Origin of the sequence: Flavobacterium sp. JAS (assembly GCF_020991455.1) — a bacterium.
In the GTDB taxonomy this organism is placed as follows: Bacteria; Bacteroidota; Bacteroidia; order Flavobacteriales; family Flavobacteriaceae; genus Flavobacterium.
This window is the reverse complement of the sequence record NZ_JAJMOX010000002.1, coordinates 104,858-129,709: the sequence shown is the minus strand read 5'-3', so window position 1 is coordinate 129,709 and position 24,852 is coordinate 104,858. Positions and strand designations below refer to the sequence as shown.

The following is a 24,852-nucleotide window of genomic DNA, read 5'->3' as shown; positions in this document are numbered from 1 at the left end:
AGTTACTGAGGTTCTAAGTTGCTAAGTTGCTAAGAATTTTAAAAAAAGTTACTGAGTGGCTAAGTTCCTAAGGTTCTAAGATTTTAAATAAACTAAAATGTTAAGTTTATACTGCAAAGTCTTATTGTAAAACTCATCTAAAAAAGTTTTCATACTTTTACAAGAGAGAACTTAGAAACTTAGGTCAAAAGCTTAGGTATAATAACTAAAAAACTTAGCTACTTAGCATCTCAGATACTTAGCACCTCTAAAAAAAGAACCTTAGCAACTCACAAAAAAAATGAATTTCCTAGCCCATATATATCTTTCCGGTGAAAATGATCTGATAAAAATTGGCAATTTTATGGCCGATGGAATTCGCGGAAAACAATTTGAACATTTTCCTGAAGATGTCCAAAAAGGAATTGTTTTACATCGTTTTATTGATACTTATACCGATTCTCATGATATTTTTAGACAAAGTACCAAGCGTTTACATGACAAATACCATCATTATGCCGGTGTAATTGTAGATATTCTGTATGACCACTTTTTAGCCAAAAACTGGGAAAAATATTCCGATGAAAAATTGGATCGTTTTGTTAATCGATTTTACAGAGCTTTGCATGAAAACTATTCAATTCTTACAGAAAGAACACAGGACTTAATGCCAACTATGATTCGGGAAAACTGGCTTTGGAGTTATCATAGTGTAGACGGCATTCAGCATATTTTAACACAAATGGACCGAAGATCAAAAAATCAATCCAAAATGCAATTTGCCACTCAGGAACTCAAAGAATTCTATCCGGAATTTGAACACGAATTTGGTCTTTTCTTTGAAGATATAAAACAGCAAGCCAATCAAAAATTACTTTCATTATAGGATCTTACAGATTCTATAAAATAATACTACAATACTCTCTTATGAAAAAAATTACCCTTTTACTCAGCTTTATTTCTTTTTATTGTTCTGCTCAGCAAGTTGTTAAACCAACTGGTTTAGTCGCAACAAAAGCCATGGTCGTTTCGGCACGTCAGGAAGCTTCAAAAATTGGAGCCGACATTATGAAAAAAGGCGGAAATGCTTTTGACGCTATGGTTGCCACCGAATTGGCACTTGCAGTTGCTTTTCCGTATGCAGGAAATATTGGCGGCGGCGGATTTATGGTCTACCGAAAAGCTAATGGTGAAGTTGGCTCTTTAGACTATCGTGAGAAAGCTCCGTTGGCAGCAACAAAAGACATGTTTCTGGATAAAGACGGAAATGTAATAAAAGGAAAAAGCACCGAAACACCTTTGGCAATTGGCGTTCCGGGAACTGTGGCCGGAGTTTTTGCTGTTCATAAAAAACTAGGTTCATTACCAATGTCCGAAATTTTAAAACCCGTTATCGCTCTTGCGGAAAGAGGTGTAATTGTGACTCAAAAACAACAAAAGCAACTCGAAAATTATCATGATGCTATTGTCAAAGCCAACGGACCAAATACGCTTATGGCTGGAAAATTTAAAGAAAATGACACTATTAAATATCCCGCTTTAGCCAATACTTTGAAACGTATTCTAAAAAACGGACAAGACGAGTTCTATAAAGGTAAAACAGCTAAAATTTTAGTAGATTATCTTCAAAAAAGAGGCGGAATTATTACCCTTAAAGATTTAGCTACTTATGAAGCGAAATGGAGAAAACCATTACAGTTTAATTATAAAGATTTAAAAATAACTTCGATGTCGCCTCCAAGCAGTGGCGGAATCTGTCTGGCGCAAATCATGAAAATGATTGCTCCTTATGATTTATCAAAAATGGGACATAATTCTGAAGAATCGATTCAGGTAATTGTTGAAGCAGAAAGAAGAGCTTACGCCGACAGAAGTCAGTTTTTAGGCGATCCTGATTTTGTAAAAATTCCGATCAACGCTTTATTGGCCGATTCTTATTTAAAAGAGAGAATGTCAAGTTTTGATGTAAACAAAGCCAGTTTATCATCGGATATAAAAGAAGGAAAAGTAACTTATAATGAAAGCACCGAAACTACACATTATTCGATCGTCGACGCACAAGGGAATGCTGTTGCGGCAACGACGACAATAAATGACGGTTTTGGATCTAAATATTATTGTGATGAATTGGGTTTCTTTTTAAACAACGAAATGGACGATTTTAGTGCAAAACCGGGATCTCCAAATATGTTTGGTTTAGTAGGAAATGAAGCCAACAGTATTGCTCCAAAAAAGAGAATGTTAAGTTCAATGACTCCAACTATTGTGGAGAAAAACGGAAACTTGTTTATGGTTGTAGGTTCTCCTGGAGGTTCAACTATTATCACAACTGTTTTACAGGCAATTCTAAATGTTTACGAGTACAATTTAAGCATGCAGGAAGCGGTAAATGCACCACGTTTTCACCACCAATGGCTGCCTGATTTAATTACTTTTGAGCCAAATGCTTTTGACACTACTACTATTGATAAGCTAAAAACAAAAGGATATTTAATCAACGAAAAAACGACACCGGTTATTGGTAAATTAGATTGTATTTTGGTTCTGCCAAACAAAAATCTTGAAGGCGGTGCCGATTTTCGTGGAGATGACACAGCAGTTGGATTTTAAATTAAAAACAGATTTTTCTGTAAAAACAACACAAAATCGAATACTATGAGCTAAATTTGTAGTTTCCCTAACTTTTTACAAACAGAATGCTAAAAAAATATTTTAGAAAACTAGAAAGCGTTATCGCTTTGGGACAATCATTGATGACACCAAAGCAATTTATTTTTTTATCAAGTGTTTTAATTGGTATTTCTTGTTCTTTGGCTGTAATTGTTTTGAAAACTTTTGCCCATAGTGTTTTCTCTTTTGCAACATCTATTAATGCAATCTTAAAATTAAGTTTCATCAACAGTATTTTACCAATTATTGGTATTACACTTACTGTTTTTGTCATCAAAAGAGTTTTAAACGGAAGTATAGAAAAAGGAACTTCTCAAATTTTATATGCTGTTGCAAAAAAAGCCAGTATCATTCCGAGAAAACAAATGTATGCTCAAATTGTAACGAGTTCCTTAACTGTTGGTTTAGGAGGTTCTGCAGGTTTGGAAAGCCCAATTGTGGTTACAGGAGCCGCATTTGGATCAAACTTTGCTCAAAATTATAAATTACCTTATAAAGACCGAACTTTACTTATTGGTTGTGGTGTTGCGGCAGGAATTTCCGCAGCTTTTAACGCACCAATTGCCGGAGTTCTATTTGCTATTGAAGTTTTATTGGTAGATGTTAGTATTTCTGCCTTTACTCCTATTATGATTTCGGCAGCCACCGGAGCTTTGGTTTCTGCTATTGTTCTGGACGAAACGATTTTATTATCCTTCAAAAAACAAGAAGCTTTTAATTATCACAATATTCCATTTTACGTGCTTCTAGGATTATTAACCGGTTTTATGGCCGTTTATTATGCCCGCAACTTTCAAAGAATAGAACATTATTTTGCTAATCTGAAAATGGGAGCCTACAAAAAAGCTTTAATTGGTTCTTCATTATTAGCATTGCTGATTTTTATTTTTCCAACGCTTTTTGGGGAAGGTTATGAAAGTATCAAAACCTTATCTGAATCAGATCCGGGGAAAATCTTAGACAATACTTTGTTTGGAGATTTCAGAAACAATCAATGGGTTTTACTACTTTTTGTGGGTTGTACCATGATGGTAAAAGTATTTGCTTCGGGGCTAACAATTGGAAGTGGCGGAAACGGAGGTAACTTTGCTCCTTCCCTATTTTTAGGATCTTATTTGGGATACTTCTTCTCGAAATTCATCACACTAATTGGTTTAGCAAAATTGCCAATAACTAACTTCACAATGGTGGGAATGGCTGGTATTTTGAGCGGATTATTTCATGCGCCACTTACTGCAATCTTCTTAATTGCCGAAATTACCGGAGGTTACAGTCTGATGATTCCGCTTATGATTGTTTCCTCTATAAGTTTTGCAATTTCTAAACGTTTCGAAAAATATTCTCTCGATGTAAAAGGTCTGGCTAAAAAAGGTCATGCTTTTACAAGCAATAAAGATTCAAACATTCTCTCTACATTAGATATCGATACCATAATTCAATGCGATTATTTAACGGTACATCCTGATGATAATTTAAGCAAGTTAGTCGATTTGATTTCGCACTCCAATCAAGTTGTTTTTGCTGTCGTAAACAATGAAAAAGAATTGGTTGGTATAGTTCATTTTAATGATATCCGCGAAATTATTTTTAACACTTATCGTGTAAAATATACGGTGATCAAAGATGTCATGAAAACTCCCGCTGCCACTATTTCTTCTTTTGATAGTATGGAAATTGTAATGAGTAAATTCGAAAAATCAAAAACAGCCTTTCTACCGGTTATCCGAAATGATAAATATTACGGTTTCATTTCAAAATCTATAGCACTTGAAGCCTATAGAACTAAGTTGCGTTCTATGACAATTGAGTAAGCTTAGTAATTAGTAAATTATTATCTTAGATACTACCAACCAATAAACCAAACCCAAAAAATGAAAAAAAATTTTTTTTTTAGTCTATTGCTAATTTTAGGATTTACAAAAATTCACTCACAAGGGTCAGATACTACTAACGAAAAAATTGACACTAAAAAATTATTCAAAGAACTAACTGATCAGGCTTGCTCATGTATTGATTCAATACCAACTTACGATCGAATTAAAGATTCTATCACCGCTAATATTAGCTCATGTATTGATGATAAAGTTGGAGCTTACCAATTAGCCGAAAAATTTACCAGTATTGATTTATCAAATCCAACAGACGAAAAAAAAGAGATCAAAATTACGATGAATTTTGACAAAAATTCAAAAGAATACAAAGACATATACTATAAAATGGAGAAATACCTAATGGATAATTGTTCTGTTTTAAAGGATAAAGTTGCAGCCAATAATCTGGTAAATAACAATTCAATGTCATCCAATAAAAAAGCATTAGATTATTACAATTCAGCTATTGATGAAACTAAAAAAGAAAATTATAAAGGAGCTATAGAATATTACAAAAAGGCAGTCAAAATTGATCCAAATTTTGCATTTGCATATGATAATATGGGAATATGTTACAGACGTTTGGAACAATACGATTTAGCACTTGAATCTTACGAGAAGTCACTTAAAATAGACCCCAATGGATTAATGCCATTGCAAAATATTGCAGTTGTTTATTCTTATAAAAAAGAATATAAAAACGCGGTAAAAACTTATGAAAAAATAGCAAAAATAGAACCTAATAATCCAGAAGTTTTTTACGGAATTGGACAAATCTATGCACTTCATTTAAATGATAACGAAAAAGGACTTGACAACATGTGCAAAGCTTATAACTTGTATGTTGAACAAAAATCTCCCTATAGAACTGATGCCGAAAAAATAATTCAGATGATTTATGCTGATATGAAAAAGAATGGAAAAGAGGAAAAATTTAATGAAATTTTAAAAGTAAATCATCTTAATTCAAACTAAAAATTTGTTACTATTTGTAACATAAAGTTTTGTTCTCTAGTACTAAAAGAACAAATCAAAGTGGTAACTTTGCGTTTTGCTCGAATTTATGTTAGAAAAAGACAATACTATTGAAGTTCTTGGTGCAAGAGTTCATAATCTGAAAAATATCGATATTTCCATTCCGCGTGAAAAACTGGTTGTAATTACCGGTCTTTCAGGTTCGGGAAAATCATCGTTGGCGTTTGATACCATTTATGCCGAAGGACAACGTCGTTATGTGGAAACTTTCTCTGCTTATGCCAGACAGTTTCTTGGCGGTTTAGAACGTCCCGATGTCGACAAAATTGACGGACTCTCACCTGTTATCGCAATTGAACAAAAAACAACCAGTAAAAGTCCGCGTTCTACCGTTGGAACTATTACTGAAATATATGATTTCCTGAGACTTCTTTACGCTCGTGGTGCCGATGCTTACAGTTACAACACCGGCGAGAAAATGGTTTCTTATTCTGATGATCAAATTAAAGATTTGATTATTCAGGATTTCAACGGAAAACGTATCAATATTTTGGCTCCAATTATTAGAGCCAGAAAAGGGCATTATGCCGAGTTATTCCAACAAATTACCAAACAAGGATTTTTGAAAGTTCGTGTGAATGGCGAAGTTCAGGATTTAGTTTCAGGAATGAAATTAGACCGTTACAAAACTCACGACATTGAAATTGTAGTTGACAGAATGCTGATCGAAAATACCGAAGACAATCAAAAACGATTGGCCGAAAGTATCAATACAGCAATGCATCATGGCGAAAATGTTTTGATGATTTTAGATCAGGATACAAACGAAGTACGTTATTTCAGTAGAAATTTAATGTGTCCTACAACGGGAATTTCCTATCAAAATCCAGAACCTAATTTATTCTCTTTCAACTCTCCAAAAGGAGCTTGCCCGCATTGTAATGGATTAGGAACGGTTCATGAAATCAATGTCAAAAAGATTATTCCGAATCCTAAATTATCGATAAAGGCAGGCGGTTTTGCTCCACTTGGCGAATATAAATCGTCTTGGATTTTTAAACAATTAGAAGTTATTGGAGAGAAATTCGGCTTCAAACTGACAGATCCAATCGAGAAGATTCCCGAAGAAGCCATGAACATGATTTTACATGGTGGAAAAGAAAAATTTACTGTAAACTCAAAAGATTTAGGCGTTACGCGCGACTATAAAATAGATTTTGAAGGGATTTCACATTTCATCAAAAATCAATATGACGAAAGTGCATCAACAACCATAAAACGTTGGGCAAAAGATTTTATGGACGAGATTAACTGTCCGGTTTGCGAAGGTTCCCGTTTGAAAAAAGAAGCTCAGTTTTTTAGAGTAAATGGAAAAAATATCACCGAATTATGTGATATGGATATTTCTGATTTAACAACTTGGTTTCAGGATTTAAATTCGCATTTAACAGACAAACAACTTTTGATTGCATCAGAAGTGGTTAAAGAAATAAAAGACCGTTTGAACTTCCTGATGAATGTTGGTTTGAATTATTTGGCTTTAAGCCGAAGTTCAAAATCACTTTCGGGCGGTGAAGCACAGCGTATTCGTTTAGCCACACAAATTGGTTCGCAATTAGTGGGTGTTTTATATATTCTGGATGAGCCAAGTATTGGTTTGCACCAAAGAGACAATGAAAAACTAATTCATTCTTTAGAGCAACTACGTGATATAGGAAACTCGGTTATTGTCGTTGAACACGACAAAGACATGATCGAACGCGCCGATTATGTAATTGATATAGGTCCGAAAGCGGGGAAATATGGCGGAGAAATCATCAGTATTGGAACTCCGGCAGAAACTCTAAAATCTAACACAATTACCGCTCAATATTTAAACGGTACAATGAAATTAGAGATTCCAAAAGAGCGCCGTAAGGGAAATCAAAAATTCTTAAAACTTACTGGAGCAACAGGAAACAACTTAAAAAATGTTTCGATCGAATTGCCTTTAGGACAATTGATTTGCGTTACAGGAGTTTCAGGAAGTGGAAAATCGACTTTGATAAACGAAACGCTCTACCCTATTTTGAATGCTTATTATTTTAATGGCGTAAAAAAACCACAGCCTTATAAAAAGATTGAAGGTTTAGAACATATTGACAAAGTAATTGATATTGACCAAAGTCCGATTGGAAGAACGCCTCGTTCAAATCCGGCGACTTATACGGAGGTTTTCACCGAAATTAGAAACCTGTTTACAATGACTTCTGAAAGTATGATTCGTGGTTATAAAGCGGGACGTTTTAGCTTCAATGTAAAAGGCGGACGTTGCGAAACCTGCGAAGGTTCTGGTGTTAGAACTATTGAAATGAACTTTTTACCGGATGTTTACGTTGAATGCGAAACTTGTCAGGGAAAACGTTTTAACAGAGAAACTTTAGAGATTCGTTACAAAGGAAAATCAATTTCGGATGTATTGAATATGACCGTTGATGAAGCGGTTCCGTTTTTTGAAATGATTCCGAAGATCTACAGAAAAGTAAAAACTATTCAGGATGTTGGTTTAGGCTATATTACACTTGGTCAGCAAAGCACAACGCTTTCCGGTGGCGAAGCGCAACGTATTAAACTTGCAGGAGAATTGTCTAAAAAAGATACCGGAAATACGTTTTATATCTTAGATGAACCTACAACCGGACTGCATTTTGAAGATATCAGAGTTTTAATGGATGTAATTAACAAATTGGTCGATAAAGGAAATACAATCTTAGTTATCGAACATAATATGGACGTGATTAAACTTGCCGATTATATTATAGATATTGGTCCTGAAGGCGGAAAAGGCGGAGGACAATTAATCGCCAAAGGAACTCCTGAAGAAGTAGCAAAAAACAAAAAAAGCTATACAGCTAAGTTTTTGAAAAAGGAACTAGAGAATTAGAATCAGAACATCTTTATCAAAGTTTAAAACTTTGACAAAGATTTGAAACGCATAAAAATGAAGAAATAAAAAACAGATTTTTTAATGACTGATAAATTAACGTTTCCACTTGTAATTCATGCAAATCCAACAAAATCAGAACAGTTTTTAAGCTTGTTTTTAATTGCTTTTATCTTTATTCCATTTTCTTACGGTATTTTCACCTCACAAGGATTCTATTGCCTAAGTCTACCATTCGGTTTTTTTGGAATGATGACATTTAATCATTTTACAGATTATAAATTCACAACCTTAAAAATAATTCAAAAAAACAAATTCATATGTTTTAGTGAGCATGAAGTAGAAATTTGGGAAGATGAAGAATATGTTTCATACAATTGGAATGATTTAGAAAACATAAAAATAAACATAATTGCATTTAAGGGTAAATGGAAGGATGAAGATGGTAAATATCACGGAATTGAAAATTATATATCATTTGCTTTTCAAGACGTAACTCATAAACATCTATTTTACATTGATACTCCTAAAGAGTTTAATTTATTATGGGATTATTTTGAAAAAATAATTTTACCAAAATTATATGTATCCAAGAGAATTAAAGATGAAAGTATAATTATACCATTATTGGATTATACAGAATTACAAAAATTTAAAACAAAATATAATATAAATAGATACACTGATTTTATACATTTTAACTAAGAAATAAGAATATTCAAAAAATATAAAGTGACTAATTATTCCGTTCGAAAATAAAACAATTCATTACACACTCCCAATCTGTTGATAATGAATAACAACACAAGAATACTTCTATTTTAAACGTTACAATTAAATTAATAAATCAGCATTTTTGTAACAATTCTCAAAAAAAGCCTTAATTTAGCTAGCCTTTTTGTCAAAATTTCAAACTTTGACAATGCTTTTTTGGGCGAGAAATAATGATTCAATTGGAAACTGATGCCCTAGCCCTGATGGAAACGGCATCCTTTTATGGTGGGGTTCACCATAAAAGATATAGTGGACAGCAGGAAATAGCTCCTTATTTTAACTATAATAAGGATGACAATAATTAAAACGACACAGCTAGAAATAAAAATATAAATAATTAAAATACCTAAAATGAGATTAGAAGATTTTGATAATGATGAGGACAAAGTAATTCAGGACCGTTTAAAACAAAAAACGTGGAATGAAATCAGAACCAATGACAGCTGGGCGATTTTTAAAATCATGGCTGAATTTGTAAATGGATATGAAAGCATGGGACGTATTGGTCCGTGTGTATCTATTTTTGGTTCGGCAAGAACAAAACCAGAGGATAAATATTATTTATTGGCTGAAAAAATTGCCTATAAAATCAGTAAGGCAGGTTACGGTGTAATCACAGGAGGTGGTCCCGGAATTATGGAAGCTGGTAATAAAGGTGCGCATTTAGGTGGCGGAACTTCGGTTGGATTGAATATCGAATTGCCATTTGAGCAGCATTTTAACCCTTATATCGATCACGATAAAAACCTGAATTTCGATTATTTCTTTGTGAGAAAAGTAATGTTCGTTAAATATTCGCAAGGTTTTGTGGTTATGCCTGGAGGTTTTGGAACGCTAGACGAAATGTTTGAGGCGATTACTTTGATTCAGACTAAGAAAATTGGAAAATTCCCAATTATTCTGGTTGGTGTTGAATTTTGGTCTGGATTGATCGACTGGGTAAAAACTGTTTTGGTTGAAAAAATGCACACAGTAAGTCCTGAAGATCTGAACTTATTTAAAATAGTAGACACTGAGGATGAAGTCGTTGATGTTCTGGATAAATTCTACAAAAAATACGATTTAAGTCCGAATTTCTAATATATTTTTCACCATATAAATTATATAAGAAAATATAAGTTGACGCAGATTAAACTGATTTGTTAAAGCAAAAACGCTGATAAAAACGGATTTTTTGGAATTTGGTCCCGAGGCTTCGGGATTAAAAGTTGAAATTTTCTTTTATTTGTTATATGGCTAAATTGTACTAAATACCGTAAAAATTGAAAGCTGTTTTTAAAACAGCTTTTTTTATGCTATTTTTACAAAAAACCAAAACAAGTATAAGCTCGTAACTTAAGTTATATCCATAAACATCTGAAATATCCTTGAAATCAATTTATAGAATTATATTATTTGTTTTCGTTTTATTAAGCTCGATAAAACAATACGCACAACATCAATCTAAGATGGAAGTGGCGGTTAATCTCGAACTTAAAACCTTGAATGTTAAACAGGATATCGTATATTACAATACCTCAAACGATACATTGAATTCGATTGTTCTGAACGATTGGAATAATGCTTTCTCGGATAAAAATACGCCGCTGGCCAAACGTTTTTCGGATGAATTCTATAGAGGTTTTCATTTGGCTAAACCTGCAGAAAGAGGAAATACTACGATTTTGAATCTTACAGATTCTGATAATATGGCGCTCGAATGGGAAAGAACCGATAAAAACCCTGATTTTATTGTGGTTAAACTAAGTCGTAAATTACTTCCAGGCGAAAAAACAGACTTGCATATTACTTATATCTCTAAAATTCCGAGCAATAAATTCACGCATTATGGCTATGATCAAAATGGCGGAATGAGTTTAAAAAATTGGTTTTTAAGCCCTTCGAGATTTGAAAATCACAGCTTTATAAAAAACAACAATTTCAATCTGGATGATATTGCCAATGCAGGCACTGATTATGAAGTCGAGGTAAAAATCCCGAGCAATTACGCAATTACAACCGATTTAAATTCGGTTTCAAAAGATAGTTCTAATACTACTTTTAGCACTTATTTTTTTGCTGGAAATAACAGAACAGATTTTAACTTTTTTATCGAAAAGCAAAACAGTTTCAGAAGCTATACTAATGGCGTTGTAGAAGTGCTTTCGGATTTAAAAACCAAGAAACTGGACGAGATTCAAAGAGCACTTATCATCAATAGAGTTTCTAATTTTGCAGATGATTTCATCGGGAAATATCCGCATGAAAGAATAACGGTTTCTCAGGCAGATTATGACAGGAATCCTTTTTATGGATTAAACCAATTACCGTCGTTTATAAGTCCGTTTTCTGATGATTTTATATTCGAAATTACCTTTTTGAAAACGTATCTGAACAATTATCTAAAGACCAGTTTGCGTTTAGATCCCCGAAAAGACAATTGGGTTTATGACGGAATTCAGATTTATGCCATGATGAAATACATGGAAGAAAATCATTTGGATCAAAAGATGCTTGGACGACTTTCAGAGATGAAACTCTTTGACAGTTATAACATTACCAATCTGACTTTTAACGAGCAATACAGCTATTATTATATGTTAATGGCCAGAAAAAATCTGGATCAGCCACTTGGTGACCCAAAAAATACTTTGATAAAATTCAACGAACAAATTGCCAGCAAATATCGCGCTGGTTTAAGTTTGAGTTATCTGGATGATTATTTAAACCATAATATTGTTCCCAAAAGTGTGCAGGAATTCTATAATCTGAACAAAAAAGAACAAACGAATCGATGTGATTTTGAAAAAATACTGATCAAAAATAGTCCGAAAAAGATTGATTGGTTTTTCAATACTATTATAGATTCGCGCGATATTATCGATTATAAGTTCACGAATGTTTCAAGAACTAAAGACAGTGTACAGTTTCAAGTAAAAAATAAAACGGATAATTTTGTTCCGATTCCGATTTACGGAATTAAGAAAAATGAAGTCGTATTCAAAAAATGGATTGAACCAAAAAATAATGACTCGATTTATAAATTTGATCGAAAAAATGCTGACAAAATAGTTATAAACTACGATAATGAAGTTCCGGAATACAACCAGAGAAACAACTGGAAATCATTGAAAAGTTTAGTGATAACAAATCGTCCGATAAAATTTAATTTTGCCAAAGATTTAGAAGATCCATATTACAATCAGATTTTATACATTCCTACACTTACTTATAATTTATACGACGGTTTAACACCGGGAATTCGTTTTCACAATAAAACCATTCTCGACAAACCTTTTACGTTCGATATTACGCCTGCTTATTCTATAAATGCGGGAACATTTTCTGGTTCTTCAGCATTTTCGTGGAGCGAATATTATAGAAACAGCACTTTGTATAATGTAAGATATTCAATAAGTCAAAATTATTTTCACTATGCTCCTGATGCCACTTATTTGAGATTAAACCCAATGGTTCAGTTTCGAATTCGTGAAGAAAACTTTAGAGACAATAGAAAACAGTTGATCATGTTTCGTCAGGTTATTGTAAATCGTGAAGCGAGTACATATATAACAGATAATTCAAAACCAAATTATTCGGTTTTCAATGCACGTTATTCTAATACAAAAACCGAATTAATCAATCATTTTAGTTATATGAATGAAGTTCAGTTTGCAGGAGATTTTGGAAAACTAGCTGGAGAAATTGAATACAGAAGATTGTTTGAGAACAATCATAAATTAAATTTAAGATTATACGCCGGAAGCTTTTTATACAACACAACAAACTCAGATTATTTTAGTTTTAGCCTGGACAGACCAACGGATTATTTGTTTGATCATAATTTTTATGGAAGATCCGAAAGTACCGGTTTCTTTAGTCAGCAATTTATTATGGCCGAAGGAGGTTTTAAGTCAAAAATAGCACCAGGATATGCCAATCAATGGATGACAACTTTGAATGCAAGTTATTCGATCTGGAATTGGATTGAATTGTATGGTGATATTGGTTTTATGAAAAATAAACATCAAAGTGAGAAATTTGTTTATGATAGTGGTATACGTTTAAATCTGGTTCCTGACTACTTTGAACTCTATTTTCCGGTTTATTCAAATAATGGTTGGGAGATTTCGCAAAAAAATTATGACGAAAAAATACGATTCGTAATGACTTTATCACCAAAAACATTAGTCAATCTTTTCACCAGAAAATGGTTCTAATCGAATGAATTTTAAATAAAAACATGCGTAATTATCATTAAAATCAAATTTTATATAAAAATACCATAAAAAAAGTACGTAGTTTTTTGAATTTAAATACAAATAATTGAATTATATTTATTTTAAAGAATTATGATTATTGATTGTTTTTAAGTAATTTCGCAGTCTAAACATGACTCTTCAAGATTATGATAAAAGAAAAAAACAATACTACATTAACATTTGAAGATTTCAAAACTGAGGTATTGAATGACTACAGAATTGCAGTGACAAGCCGCGAATGTAGTTTATTAGGTCGTAAAGAAGTATTAACCGGGAAAGCCAAATTTGGAATATTTGGAGACGGAAAAGAGGTGCCACAGCTTGCTATGGCAAAGGCCTTTAAAAACGGAGATTTCCGTTCCGGATACTATCGCGATCAAACTTTTATGATGGCAATTGGCGAATTGACTCCAAAACAATTTTTCGCAGGTTTATACGGTCATACTGATTTAGATTTTGATCCAATGTCTGCAGGAAGACAAATGGGCGGACACTTTGTAACGCACAGTTTAAACCAAGACGGATCCTGGAAAGACCTAACAAAACAAAAAAATTCAAGCGCAGATATATCTCCAACAGCAGGACAAATGCCAAGATTATTGGGATTGGCTCAGGCTTCAAAAATTTACAGAAATGTTGATGGTATCACAACCAAAGACAAATTCTCTGTAAATGGAAATGAAGTTGCCTGGGGAACTATAGGAAACGCAAGTACCTCTGAAGGTTTGTTTTTTGAAACCATAAATGCTGCCGGAGTTTTACAAGTTCCGATGGTTATGAGTGTTTGGGATGATGAATACGGAATTTCGGTTCACGCTAAACATCAAACTACTAAAGAAAACATCTCTGAAATTCTAAAAGGATACCAACGCGACGAAGACGCTAAAGGTTATGACATTTTTAGAGTTAAAGGCTGGGATTATGCCGAATTGGTTTCTACTTACGAAAGAGCCGGTGCAATTGCGCGTGAAGAGCATATTCCTGTTTTAATTCACGTAAACGAATTAACACAGCCACAAGGACACTCAACTTCAGGTTCTCACGAACGTTACAAAAACGCAGAAAGACTGGCTTGGGAAAAAGATTTTGACTGTATTCGTCAGATGCGTTTATGGATGATCGCCATCAATATTGCATCTCCTGAAGAACTGGCTGAAATTGATTTTGAATTGAAAAAAGAAGTTCTTGAAGCTAAAAAAGAAGCATGGAATTCTTTTATAGATCCAATTATTGAAGATCAAAAAAATCTTTTGGTATTATTGGAGCAAATTGCCGAGGCAAGCATCAATCATAAAGAAAAAATAAGAAAATATATTTCGGAATTAAGCGCTATAAAATCACCTCTAAAAAAGGAAATGCTTGTTATCGCAAGAAAGATTTTACGTTTTATCGAAGTTCCAAACAGTAAAGTTTTACTATCAAACTGGATCACAAATTACATAGGAATTACACAAGGAAGATTCAGCAGTAATTTATATTCTGATTCTGATAAAAATGTATTCTCAGTTCAGAAAGTACTTCCGGAATATGCTGAAAACGCAAAACCGGATTCAGACGGACGTATGATTTTGCGTGACAACTTTGACGCTTTGTTCACTAAATATCCTGAAACCTTGATCTTTGGAGAAGACGTAGGAAATATTGGTGACGTAAACCAAGGCCTTGAAGGTATGCAGGAAAAATACGGTGAACTTCGTGTTGCCGATGTTGGTATTCGTGAAGCAACTATTCTTGGACAAGGAATTGGGATGGCCTTAAGAGGTTTACGCCCAATTGCTGAGATTCAGTATTTAGATTATTTATTGTACGCCATTCAAATCATGAGTGATGATTTGGCTACACTTCAATATAGAACTGTTGGAAAACAAAAAGCACCATTAATTATCAGAACCCGCGGACACCGTCTAGAAGGTATCTGGCATTCTGGTTCTCCAATGGGAATGATTATCAACGCTATCCGCGGAATTCACGTTCTGGTTCCTAGAAACATGACGCAAGCCGCAGGATTCTACAACGCTCTTTTAGAGACTGATGAACCAGCTTTAGTAATCGAATGTTTGAATGGATACCGTTTAAAAGAAAAAACACCGATTAATTTTGGAGAATTCAAAACACCAATTGGTGTGGTTGAAACTCTAAAAGAAGGTTCAGATATTACTTTAGTTTCTTACGGATCAACATTAAGATTAGTAGAACAAGCAGCAACAGAATTACTAGATTTAGGAATTGATTGCGAAGTAATTGATATTCAGTCCCTACTTCCGTTTGATGTTAATAAGGATATTGTAAAAAGTATTACCAAAACAAATCGTCTTTTAGTAATCGACGAAGATGTTCCTGGAGGAGCTTCAGCATTTATTTTACAACAAATTCTGGAAGAGCAAAATGCTTATAACTATCTAGATAGTAAACCGCAAACTCTTGCTGCAAAAGAACACAGACCAGCATACGGAACTGATGGTGACTACTTCTCTAAACCTTCTGCCGAAGATATTTTCGAGAAAGTTTATTCAATGATGAACGAAGTTAATCCGTCTAAATATCCAAGTTTATACTAAGAATTCAGTTCGGTTAAAATACAAAAAAAGCTTATAGACAATTGTTTATAAGCTTTTTTTTGTATTGTGTTTGTCTTTGCGAGGAACAAATCCTTTTAAATCCGTGTCATCCGCATGCCATTACCCACAAACTACCCCCCCAAAATAGCCCTAGCCTTCTCTAAATCTTCAGCAGTATCAATTCCGATTCCAACATGAGTGGTTTCAACCATTTTAATACGTTTGCCAAATTCTAAATAACGTAGTTGCTCTAACTTCTCAGAAGCTTCTAGAGATTTCATTGGCAAACTATAAAAGTCTAACAAAGCCTGTTTTCTAAAAGCATAAATTCCGATGTGTTGAAAATAACGCACACCAACATTTTTATCTCTTGGATAAGGAATTACTGAACGCGAAAAATACAACGCAAACTGCGATTGATCAACTACAACCTTTACATTATTAGGATTGTTGATTTCGTCTTCATTTGTAATTTCACGCATTAACGAAGCCAAATCTATTTTGTGCTCTTCATCATTTTTAAAAACAGATAAAACCTGCTCTAATGGTCCAGCTTCTGTAAAAGGTTCATCGCCTTGCACATTTACCACGATATCAACCTCTAAATTTGCAATAGCTTCTGCAATTCGATCACTTCCGGATTCGTGCTCTTTGATGCTCATAATGGCTTTTCCGCCGTGATTTACAATTTCATCAAATATTAAATCAGAATCGGTTACGACAAAAACATCATCAAACAATTTTGTAGCAACAGTTGCTTCATAAGTTCTTAAAATCACGGTTTTTCCACCCAAATCCTGCATCAATTTAGCAGGAAAACGTGTTGATGCATATCTCGCCGGAATTACAGCTATTATTTTCATTTTATACTATTTTTTAAACGTCAAACAAATGTAACCATTCGAAATTAAGTTTAAAAAAATAATCAGAACAGAACTTTACAATATGATTGCCATCATTTTAAAATTATAGTATATTTATAAGAAAAAACATCATGAAAAAACCGTCAGTTCTGATTCTGCTTTTATTGAATTTCTTTTTTATCAATTCGGCTTTAAGCCAAAAAAATAATCCCAAAATAATTAATGCCTTTTCGAATCCCATTTATGACGGAAAAGGATATCAGCCACTTGGCGATTTGAAATGGAAACACAAAACCGAAGGTAAAATTTTTGCTTCGCCACTGGTAAAAAATGGCGTAGTTTATATTGGTAGTGAAGATGGATTTCTTTATGCCCTTGATGAAAAATCAGGAGAAACAAAATGGAAGTTCAAAACTGACGGAGCAATTCACAGTTCGTTAAGTACTTTTGAAAACATTCTTTATTTTGGCAGTTTCGACGGAAATTATTACGCCATAAATACAGAAAATGGAAAGCTAATCTGGAAATTTAAAACCGGCGGAGAACACTGGCTAGGCGCAAACGGTATAGACGGAATGAAACCAGACACACAATATATGGATGATCTATGGGATTTTTACTTATCATCTCCTGTTGTGTATGAAAAAGGAAGATCAGTAGTAGTTTTATTTGGCAGCAGTGATGGAAATGTTTATTCAGTTGATGCCAAAACAGGCGCTTTAAAATGGAAATTCAAAACCAACGGACCAATTCACGGAACTCCTGTAATCGATCAGGATAAAGTTTATATTGGAGGTTGGGATGCAACATTATATGCTTTGAACATTGAAACAGGTAAAGAACTATGGAATTTCCCAACAGGAACAAAAATGGGTTTTAAAGGCATTCAATCGTCTGTTGCGGTTTCTGATGGAAAAGTTTATTTTGGAGCCAGAGATCCGTTCTTTTTTGCCTTAGATGCTAAAACCGGAAAACTAATCTGGAAATATGATGCCGAAAAATCCTGGATATTAAGTTCCGCCGTTATAAAAAATAACACCGTTTATGTAGGAACATCAGATAGTTACGCTTTATTGGCTTTGGATGCCAAAACCGGAGCCGAAAAATACAAATTTAAAACCAATGGTTATATTTATACATCTCCGGCAATTGCAGGAAATACGATTTATTTTGGCGATTTTACTGGTAATTTCTTCTCTTTGGATTTACTTTCTAATGGTAAAAAAACCAATTTTATAAGCACTGATAATCGCAAGCAATTTGCTTCTTCAACATTAAAAAACGATTTGTTAGATTTTGGATATACAGGACAAAACGAGGATCTTTCTCTTTATGAAAACAACAAAAAAGTGATGGATCAATTTTATCAATTAGGCTCAATTGTATCATCGCCATTTATAAACAACAATACAATCTTTTTTGGAAGTGCTGACGGTTATTTATATGCTTATAACTTAGAGAAAGGCAAATAAAAATCTTCGTGAATCTCTGTGAAATCTTCGCGCAACTTTGTGTTATAACTCTTCCACAGAGACTCACAAAGGTTTCACAGAGATTCGCAAAGTTATATTACATGATTTTTACTGAGGTCATACTCAAAGAACCGGCTAGTAATTTATCGTTGAACAAAGTCAGTTCTTCTGATTTTTCTTTTAAACCTAAAGTATAAAGCAAAGGCAAATAGTGATCTGGAGTTGGAATCGCGAGTTGTATTGCTTTGTTCATTTTTTCGAAATCAATTAAAGGCTGGAAATTCTCGTCTAATAAATAATTATTGATGGTTTCTCTCGCTTCAATTGCCCAATCGAAACCGTAATTATCTTTGTCAAAATTTCTGAAATCGACCAAACGTAAATTATGAACGATATTCCCGCTTCCGATAATTAAAACTCCTTTTCGTCGCAATGATTGTAACTTCTGCGCCAGCTCAAAATGATATTGTCCTGATTTGGTGTAATCAATACTCAACTGAATTACCGGAACATTTGCCTCTGGATATAAATGTTTTATTACACTCCAGGCACCATGGTCTAAACCCCAATGTTCATCTAAATCAACCTGAACAGGTTCTAATATTTTTTTAGTTTCTACAGCCAGTTCTGGACTTCCTTTTGCGGGATATTGCACGTCAAATAATGCTTGCGGAAATCCTCCAAAATCATGAATAGTTCTTGGCATTTGCATTGCGGTTACTTTGGTTCCATTGGTAAACCAATGTGCCGAAATACACAAAATAGCATTTGGCTGCGGCAGAGTTTTAGCCAGATTTCGGAAACCAGCCACAAACTGATTTTCTTCGATAGCATTCATCGGGCTGCCGTGTCCTAAAAACAAAACCGGCATTTTATCAGTATTCGAAAACGTAGACGAAATCGAATGTAAATCGTTTAGTGTTGTCATTTGCTTAAGTTTTTTTTTCGCCACGAATTCACAAATTATTCTAATAAAATTCGTAAAATTCGTGGCGAAAAAATTTTATTCCACAAAACTCTCGTCTTTAAATCCTATCAAATATAACTTATTTTTGGCACGCGTCATAGCCGTGTAAAGCCAACGAATGTAATCACGATCGATTCCGTTTGGTAAGTACGGCTGTTCGATAAAAACCGTGTTCCACTGCCCTCCTTGCGATTTATGACAGGTAATGGCGTACGAGAATTTCACTTGTAAACCATTAAAATACTCATTCTCTTTTACCTTCTGGAACTTCTTGTATTTCGTGGTTTCATTCTCATAATCCTTCATCACTTCTTCGTACAAACGATTTGATTCTTCGTACGTTAAAGATGGAGACTCGCTCTTTATGGTATCTAATAACAAAACGGTTTCAAAAGGCTTTTGCTCCGGATAATCGACCATTCTGATTTTTACTTTTGCAAAATTAAATCCGTATAATTCTTTGATTCCAAAGAGCTCCAGAACCTCGATAATATCACCATTGGCGATAAATCCGGCTTCGTCAGTTTCTTTTAACCAGAAATAATTATTCTTAACCACCATCAGGAAATCGCCCACAGAAAGTTCACTTTCTTTAAACAAAATCCTAGTTCTGATTTGTTCATTATACTGATTCGCTCTTTTATTCGAACGAACAATAAACGCTGTATCTTCAATACTATAATTGCTGTACGCCGAATTAATAGCATCCTGAATATCGTAACCATCCGTTAAACGAACAATATCTTTGAACTTTTTGACATTGAATTTAAACTCGGTAATAAAACTTTCTTTTAGTAATTCACGCAGTTCTGTTGCGTTAAATAAAATCCCTGAACTTTCCTCCTGACGCATTACCTCGTCAAGTTCTATATGCTCGATTTCTTTATTATAATGAATCGCTAAAGTCTGTGTATCAAGCGCTGGACTTATGTCTAAATTTACAGGTGGCAACTGAGCGGTATCTCCCAAAAGAATCATCTTGCAATTGGTTCCCGAATATACATACTGAATCAAATCATCCAGAAGCGATCCATTATCATACAATTTAGAATCCGAATTACTGTCTGAAATCATCGAAGCCTCATCGACAATGAAAATGGTGTTTTTATGTTTGTTCAATTGCTTGGTAAAAGCTACGCCTCCACCAGCCGATTTTTTAGGGAAATATATTTTTTTATGAATCGTAAAAGCTGGAGTATTCGAATAATTGGCAATTACTTTTGCCGCACGACCTGTTGGTGCCAGCAAAACAAACTTTTTATTGATGTCACCCAGATTATTTACAATAGTCGAAATCACGGTTGTTTTTCCAGTTCCCGCATATCCTTTTAATACAAAAATGGTATCGTTATGTGTATCCGTTAAGAAAATAGCGATTTTCTGAAAAAAAATGTCCTGTTTGTAAGTTGGTGCAAATGGAAACTTTTTTTGTAAAACGCCGTAAAACAGTGATGAATTCATAAGGTAAAATTGAGATACAAAGTACGGGCTTTTAAATGGCAATGTCAATTTATAAAATTCCAAATTTTTAAATTCCAAATTCCAATACAGTGACAACTTCAAATATCAAAAAAAACAAACTGATGCAAATTAAACTGATTCGCTAAAGCAAAGACGATGATAAAAAAGGATTTATTGGAGTTTAGAATTTAAAAAAATTGGAATTTCTTTTTTTTACATCACTTATATGGTAAAAGAACAGGTCGAAAACTTTTTCTTAACCATATTTTAAAGCCTAATTAAAATTGTTTTTCGAAATTGCAATTATAATTGTTGCTTTTTAATTTGTAAGTTTGTGGTCGCCTTAAATTCTTTCTTGTAAAACAGGTAACGAATTGTAAATCAATATGTCATTGCAAAATACTAATATCACTTCAAAAAAATACAAAAAGCTTTCTATTCAGGTTTCCCTGACTGGATTGTCATTTTGTTGTTTTGACACTTTAAATAATACGATAACTTCTCTAAAAGAAATTCAGTTTGATTCTTTTCATAAAGCGAACAAAATTGAAGAGCTTTTTGGCGATGCTTTCAAAAATAATCCGGAGTTAAAAGATACCTACGACGAAGTTTTAGTCATTCACAACAATAATCTTTCGACGTTTGTACCAACGCCTTTGTTTGACGAAAACTATCTTGGCAGCTATTTGCAATACAATACAAAGGTTTTTGAAACTGATTTTTTTGCTTACGATCAGATTTCAAATTACCACATGAACTCAGTTTATATTCCGTACGTGAATATAAACAACTTTTTTATTGACCAGTTTGGTACTTTCGATTACAAACATGCCAACAGTATTTTGGTGGAAAAAATACTTGACGCTTCGCGAAATCATGATGAGAAAAAAATGGTTGTCAATTTCAATCCGGATCATTTTGAAATTATCGTAGTACAAAATCAGAAGTTATTGTTATTCAATTCTTTTGAATATCAAACTCCCGAAGATTTCATTTATTATATTCTATTTACTGCCGAACAATTGAATTTAAATCCAGAAATTTTCCCTCTGGAATTATTAGGCACAATAGACGAAAATGACCCATTTTATGCCATTGCATACAAGTACATTCGCCATATATCATTTATGAATGTCGACACTTTACAGCAAAGGAACAGCTTTTCAACTGCACAAAATCAAAAACATTATATCTTATTTCAATCATGAGAATCATTTCAGGAAAATACAAAGGACGCCGAATTTTTCCGCCAAAAAACCTTCCTGTAAGACCAACGACTGACATGAGTAAAGAGGCATTATTTAATGTTTTGAATAATCATTTTAGTTTTGAAGGCTTAAAGGTTTTAGACTTATTTGCAGGAACCGGCAATATTAGTTACGAATTCGCTTCACGCGGAAGTGCGCCAATTACCTCTGTTGACGGAGATTTTGGATGCGTAAAATTTGTCAAACAAGTAGCTTCAGAATATGATTTTAATATTGCTGCTACAAAAAGTGATGTGTACAAGTTTCTGGAAAACTGTAAAACATCATACGATATTATTTTTGCCGATCCTCCTTACGGATTAGATCAGGCGGCTTTTGAAAAAATTGTTTTAACGGTTTTTGAAAGAGACTTGCTTCACGAAGACGGAATGATGATTATCGAGCATTCGAAATATACCAAAATGGAACATTTAAGTAATTTTTCTTTCCAGAAAAGTTACGGTGGTTCTTTCTTTAGTTTCTTCGAACTGAACTCGACAGATGACGATGAAGAACTTCCGGACGATTCATCCAATAAAGTAACAGAAGAAGACGAAGGATAATTTCCCTTTTATATCATAAAAAAATCCCTTGAAAATTTCAAGGGATTTTTTGTTTTAACTAATTAACTCTGTTCTGATTTTCATCGTTGTTTTTCTCTTTAAATTCGGTTTCTTTTACCTTTCCAAAAGAGTATTTTATGGCTATTGAAACCAAATGATTATCGACAACATATCTTGCTTTAGAATTTACATTATTGATGGTGAATTTTTCGGTCTCAATATTATTTTTAAAAATATTATTGCAGCTTAAAGTACAATTCCAATTCTTGAAGAAGGTTTTTGAAACCGCCGCGTCCACTATAAATCTGGGATTTGTCTCAAAAACCCCAGTATATTGTTTTGTTAATCCCCAAAAGTTTAAAACAAATGAATACTCTTTTGGAAGTTTAAATTCGTTATTTGAACTATAATAAGAATATGGTTTTGAAGCCAGAAATTCTGCAGATTTATCTTCAACTTTTTCTAAAATAAAAATCAAAGAATTGGTTGTTGTCCAAAACTTATAGGTAAACGGCAGCGTAAAATCAACTGAAAATCCGGAGCTTTTATCAAAATTGATATCTTTAAAAGTCATTATATTAGTTTGATCATCAAAAGAAAAACTATTGTAAACAGGATCTTTAGCCTCGTAATAACTAAGTTTGACCGACTTGTCATGATATTGAAAAGTACTTGAAATTTCGTTAATAAATGTTGGACCTAAATTGATATTTCGGGCATATAAAAAATAAGGATTTATATAAGTTGCTCCCTGACTTAATGAGGAATAATTTGGCCTTGAAATACTTCTGGCATAATTTACAGAAATACTTTTTGTACTATCTATTGGAAATGTAAACTGTGCTTTCGGGAAAAAATTGGTATAATTTATTTCGAGTAACGGTTCGGCATCAGTTCTGAACTTCCCGACTATATTTGAGTTCTCCACCCTAAAACCAAGAGAGAAATCAACTTTTTTAATCTTGCCTGACAATTGAGTATATCCAGATAAATTTTCCTCTTTAAAGTCGTAATTGCTTAATTCATTTTGATTGGTTTCGGTATAAAAAATAGCCACATCAGATTTAGATTTTGCAGCAGAATACAATCCTCCAAACTCAAATTTCATTTCGTTTTTAAACTTTTTCTCTACATCAATTCTTCCTGAAAAATAATCAATTTTAAATTTTTGATCTCTGATTTGTGCTTGTTCAAATTGGGTATCATTAAAATTATTACTTACATCGGTATACAATGATTGATCAAAATTAGAATATTGCAAACCTGCAAAAACCTGTGTATCAATTGGTTTTATTTTCTTCTGATAATTTAAAAAGGAGTTTACAAAATTCTTTTTACTATCATTATCTGTAAAAGTTACGACGTTATTTACAACATCTTTATTCTTATTATTTGTTATTGTATTAATCGGAAAAGTATCTGATTGTAACTTGCTATTGACACTAAACGAAAAATAATCGTCTTCATTTATTTTGTAAAACAAACCTGCACCAAAAACATATTGATTTCGTGTGGTTTCGGCCGAGACATCATATTTAGACGCAATATCTGCCGTTGGAATTTGATAATCGATACTATGACTTTCCCACGGATTCAGTCGGTTGTAGTTAAAATTAGCTTTCAACTCCAGTTTATTTTTTTTGAAAGTAGAATTAAATCCCAGATAATTATTATAATTCTTTTTGAAAGAAGCCACCTCAGAAATCTCAGTTTTAAAACTATCTTTTTTACTAAATTTTCTGGTTATCAAAATTACAGAACGTCCTTCTGCTTCATATTTTGAAGATGGATTCTGAATGATTTCGATGCTTTTAATATCGGCAACAGCCAAAGCATTCAAATCGTTCATTCCCACTTTTTGATTGTCGATATAAATCAACGGACTTCCTTTTCCAACAACTGTAATACTTTCTTTGTCTGAGCTTATTTGAACTGTTGGTAATTTTGCCAGCAAATCAACCGAATTAGGGATTGAACTGTAAATCGAATTGGCAACATCAACTTTGATATTTCCGTTTGTATTGGTAAAAGTTTTTTTATTCTGAGCGATAACAACTTCATTTAATTTATTAGAAATACTGTCTTTGGGAGTTTTCGTTTGAGCATTTCCGATAAGAGAAAAACAAAATAAGAGTACAATTAGAATAAGCTTTAAAGGCAAATAAACATTCATTTTTTGATTGATTTTAGATTGAAACACTGCAAAAGTGCTTCGAAAAAAGAGTTCTGTAGGTTAATTGAAGGTTAATGCGGAGTTAACGTGCTTTTTGTTCTATAAAAGCATTATT

At 33.3% G+C, this 24,852-nt stretch carries 16 protein-coding genes; 12 read left to right on the top strand and 4 right to left on the bottom strand.

All coding sequences use genetic code 11. The annotated features are described in order from the left end of the window. Nucleotides 1–280 precede the first annotated feature (280 nt). The 9 genes from LPB88_RS02830 (at nucleotide 281) to LPB88_RS02790 (ending at nucleotide 15,991) form a co-directional block, all read left to right on the top strand. Nucleotides 281–865 (top strand): ACP phosphodiesterase, encoded by a 585-nt coding sequence (locus LPB88_RS02830; protein ID WP_230712277.1) that lies wholly within the window; start codon nucleotides 281–283, stop codon nucleotides 863–865. Nucleotides 866–906: 41 nt separating this feature from the next. Further along, on the top strand, nucleotides 907–2,589 hold the full coding sequence (gene ggt / locus LPB88_RS02825; RefSeq protein ID WP_230712276.1) for a gamma-glutamyltransferase: 1,683 nt from the start codon (nucleotides 907–909) through the stop codon (nucleotides 2,587–2,589). A gap of 86 nt (nucleotides 2,590–2,675) precedes the next feature. Next, nucleotides 2,676–4,460 (top strand): chloride channel protein, encoded by a 1,785-nt coding sequence (locus LPB88_RS02820; RefSeq protein WP_230712275.1) that lies wholly within the window; start codon nucleotides 2,676–2,678, stop codon nucleotides 4,458–4,460. A gap of 60 nt (nucleotides 4,461–4,520) precedes the next feature. Beyond that, a complete protein-coding gene (locus LPB88_RS02815; RefSeq protein WP_230712274.1) occupies nucleotides 4,521–5,495 on the top strand; it encodes a tetratricopeptide repeat protein in 975 nt (324 codons plus the stop codon). 88 nt (nucleotides 5,496–5,583) lie between these two features. Beyond that, on the top strand, nucleotides 5,584–8,418 hold the full coding sequence (gene uvrA, locus LPB88_RS02810) for an excinuclease ABC subunit UvrA (RefSeq protein ID WP_230712273.1): 2,835 nt from the start codon (nucleotides 5,584–5,586) through the stop codon (nucleotides 8,416–8,418). 84 nt (nucleotides 8,419–8,502) lie between these two features. Further along, a complete protein-coding gene (locus LPB88_RS02805) occupies nucleotides 8,503–9,123 on the top strand; it encodes a hypothetical protein (RefSeq protein WP_230712272.1) in 621 nt (206 codons plus the stop codon). 420 nt (nucleotides 9,124–9,543) lie between these two features. Next, nucleotides 9,544–10,272: a TIGR00730 family Rossman fold protein gene (locus LPB88_RS02800; RefSeq protein WP_230712271.1), complete on the top strand. Its 729-nt coding sequence runs from the start codon at nucleotides 9,544–9,546 to the stop codon at nucleotides 10,270–10,272. Nucleotides 10,273–10,640: 368 nt separating this feature from the next. Continuing rightward, complete coding sequence (locus LPB88_RS02795) at nucleotides 10,641–13,391, top strand: aminopeptidase (protein WP_230712717.1); 2,751 nt, start codon at nucleotides 10,641–10,643, stop codon at nucleotides 13,389–13,391. Nucleotides 13,392–13,579: 188 nt separating this feature from the next. Then, on the top strand, nucleotides 13,580–15,991 hold the full coding sequence (locus tag LPB88_RS02790) for a thiamine pyrophosphate-dependent enzyme (protein ID WP_230712270.1): 2,412 nt from the start codon (nucleotides 13,580–13,582) through the stop codon (nucleotides 15,989–15,991). Nucleotides 15,992–16,122: 131 nt separating this feature from the next. Here the strand turns inward: LPB88_RS02790 and kdsB are convergent, their stop codons facing one another. Next, nucleotides 16,123–16,854, bottom strand: a complete 732-nt coding sequence (gene kdsB / locus LPB88_RS02785) for a 3-deoxy-manno-octulosonate cytidylyltransferase (protein WP_230712269.1) — start codon at nucleotides 16,852–16,854, stop codon at nucleotides 16,123–16,125. A gap of 131 nt (nucleotides 16,855–16,985) precedes the next feature. On the opposite strand from kdsB, the gene LPB88_RS02780 reads away from it, so the two are divergent. Next, a complete protein-coding gene (locus LPB88_RS02780) occupies nucleotides 16,986–18,326 on the top strand; it encodes a PQQ-binding-like beta-propeller repeat protein (protein WP_230712268.1) in 1,341 nt (446 codons plus the stop codon). A 97-nt stretch (nucleotides 18,327–18,423) separates the two neighbouring features. Here LPB88_RS02780 and ygiD read toward each other — a convergent pair whose 3' ends face one another. Further along, nucleotides 18,424–19,254 carry a 4,5-DOPA dioxygenase extradiol gene (ygiD, locus tag LPB88_RS02775; RefSeq protein WP_230712267.1) on the bottom strand — a complete coding sequence of 277 codons (831 nt, stop codon included), beginning with the start codon at nucleotides 19,252–19,254 and terminating at the stop codon, nucleotides 18,424–18,426. A gap of 75 nt (nucleotides 19,255–19,329) precedes the next feature. Next, entirely contained in the window at nucleotides 19,330–20,754 is a 1,425-nt protein-coding gene (locus LPB88_RS02770; RefSeq protein WP_230712266.1) for an ATP-dependent RecD-like DNA helicase, read from the bottom strand. A gap of 386 nt (nucleotides 20,755–21,140) precedes the next feature. On the opposite strand from LPB88_RS02770, the gene LPB88_RS02765 reads away from it, so the two are divergent. Then, nucleotides 21,141–21,962 carry a DUF3822 family protein gene (locus LPB88_RS02765; protein ID WP_230712265.1) on the top strand — a complete coding sequence of 274 codons (822 nt, stop codon included), beginning with the start codon at nucleotides 21,141–21,143 and terminating at the stop codon, nucleotides 21,960–21,962. Then, nucleotides 21,959–22,564: an RsmD family RNA methyltransferase gene (locus LPB88_RS02760; RefSeq protein WP_230712264.1), complete on the top strand. Its 606-nt coding sequence runs from the start codon at nucleotides 21,959–21,961 to the stop codon at nucleotides 22,562–22,564. Before LPB88_RS02765 ends, LPB88_RS02760 begins: the two co-directional genes overlap by 4 nt. Before the next feature lie 58 nt (nucleotides 22,565–22,622). Here LPB88_RS02760 and LPB88_RS02755 read toward each other — a convergent pair whose 3' ends face one another. Next, complete coding sequence (locus LPB88_RS02755; RefSeq protein ID WP_230712263.1) at nucleotides 22,623–24,737, bottom strand: outer membrane beta-barrel family protein; 2,115 nt, start codon at nucleotides 24,735–24,737, stop codon at nucleotides 22,623–22,625. Nucleotides 24,738–24,852 lie beyond the last annotated feature (115 nt).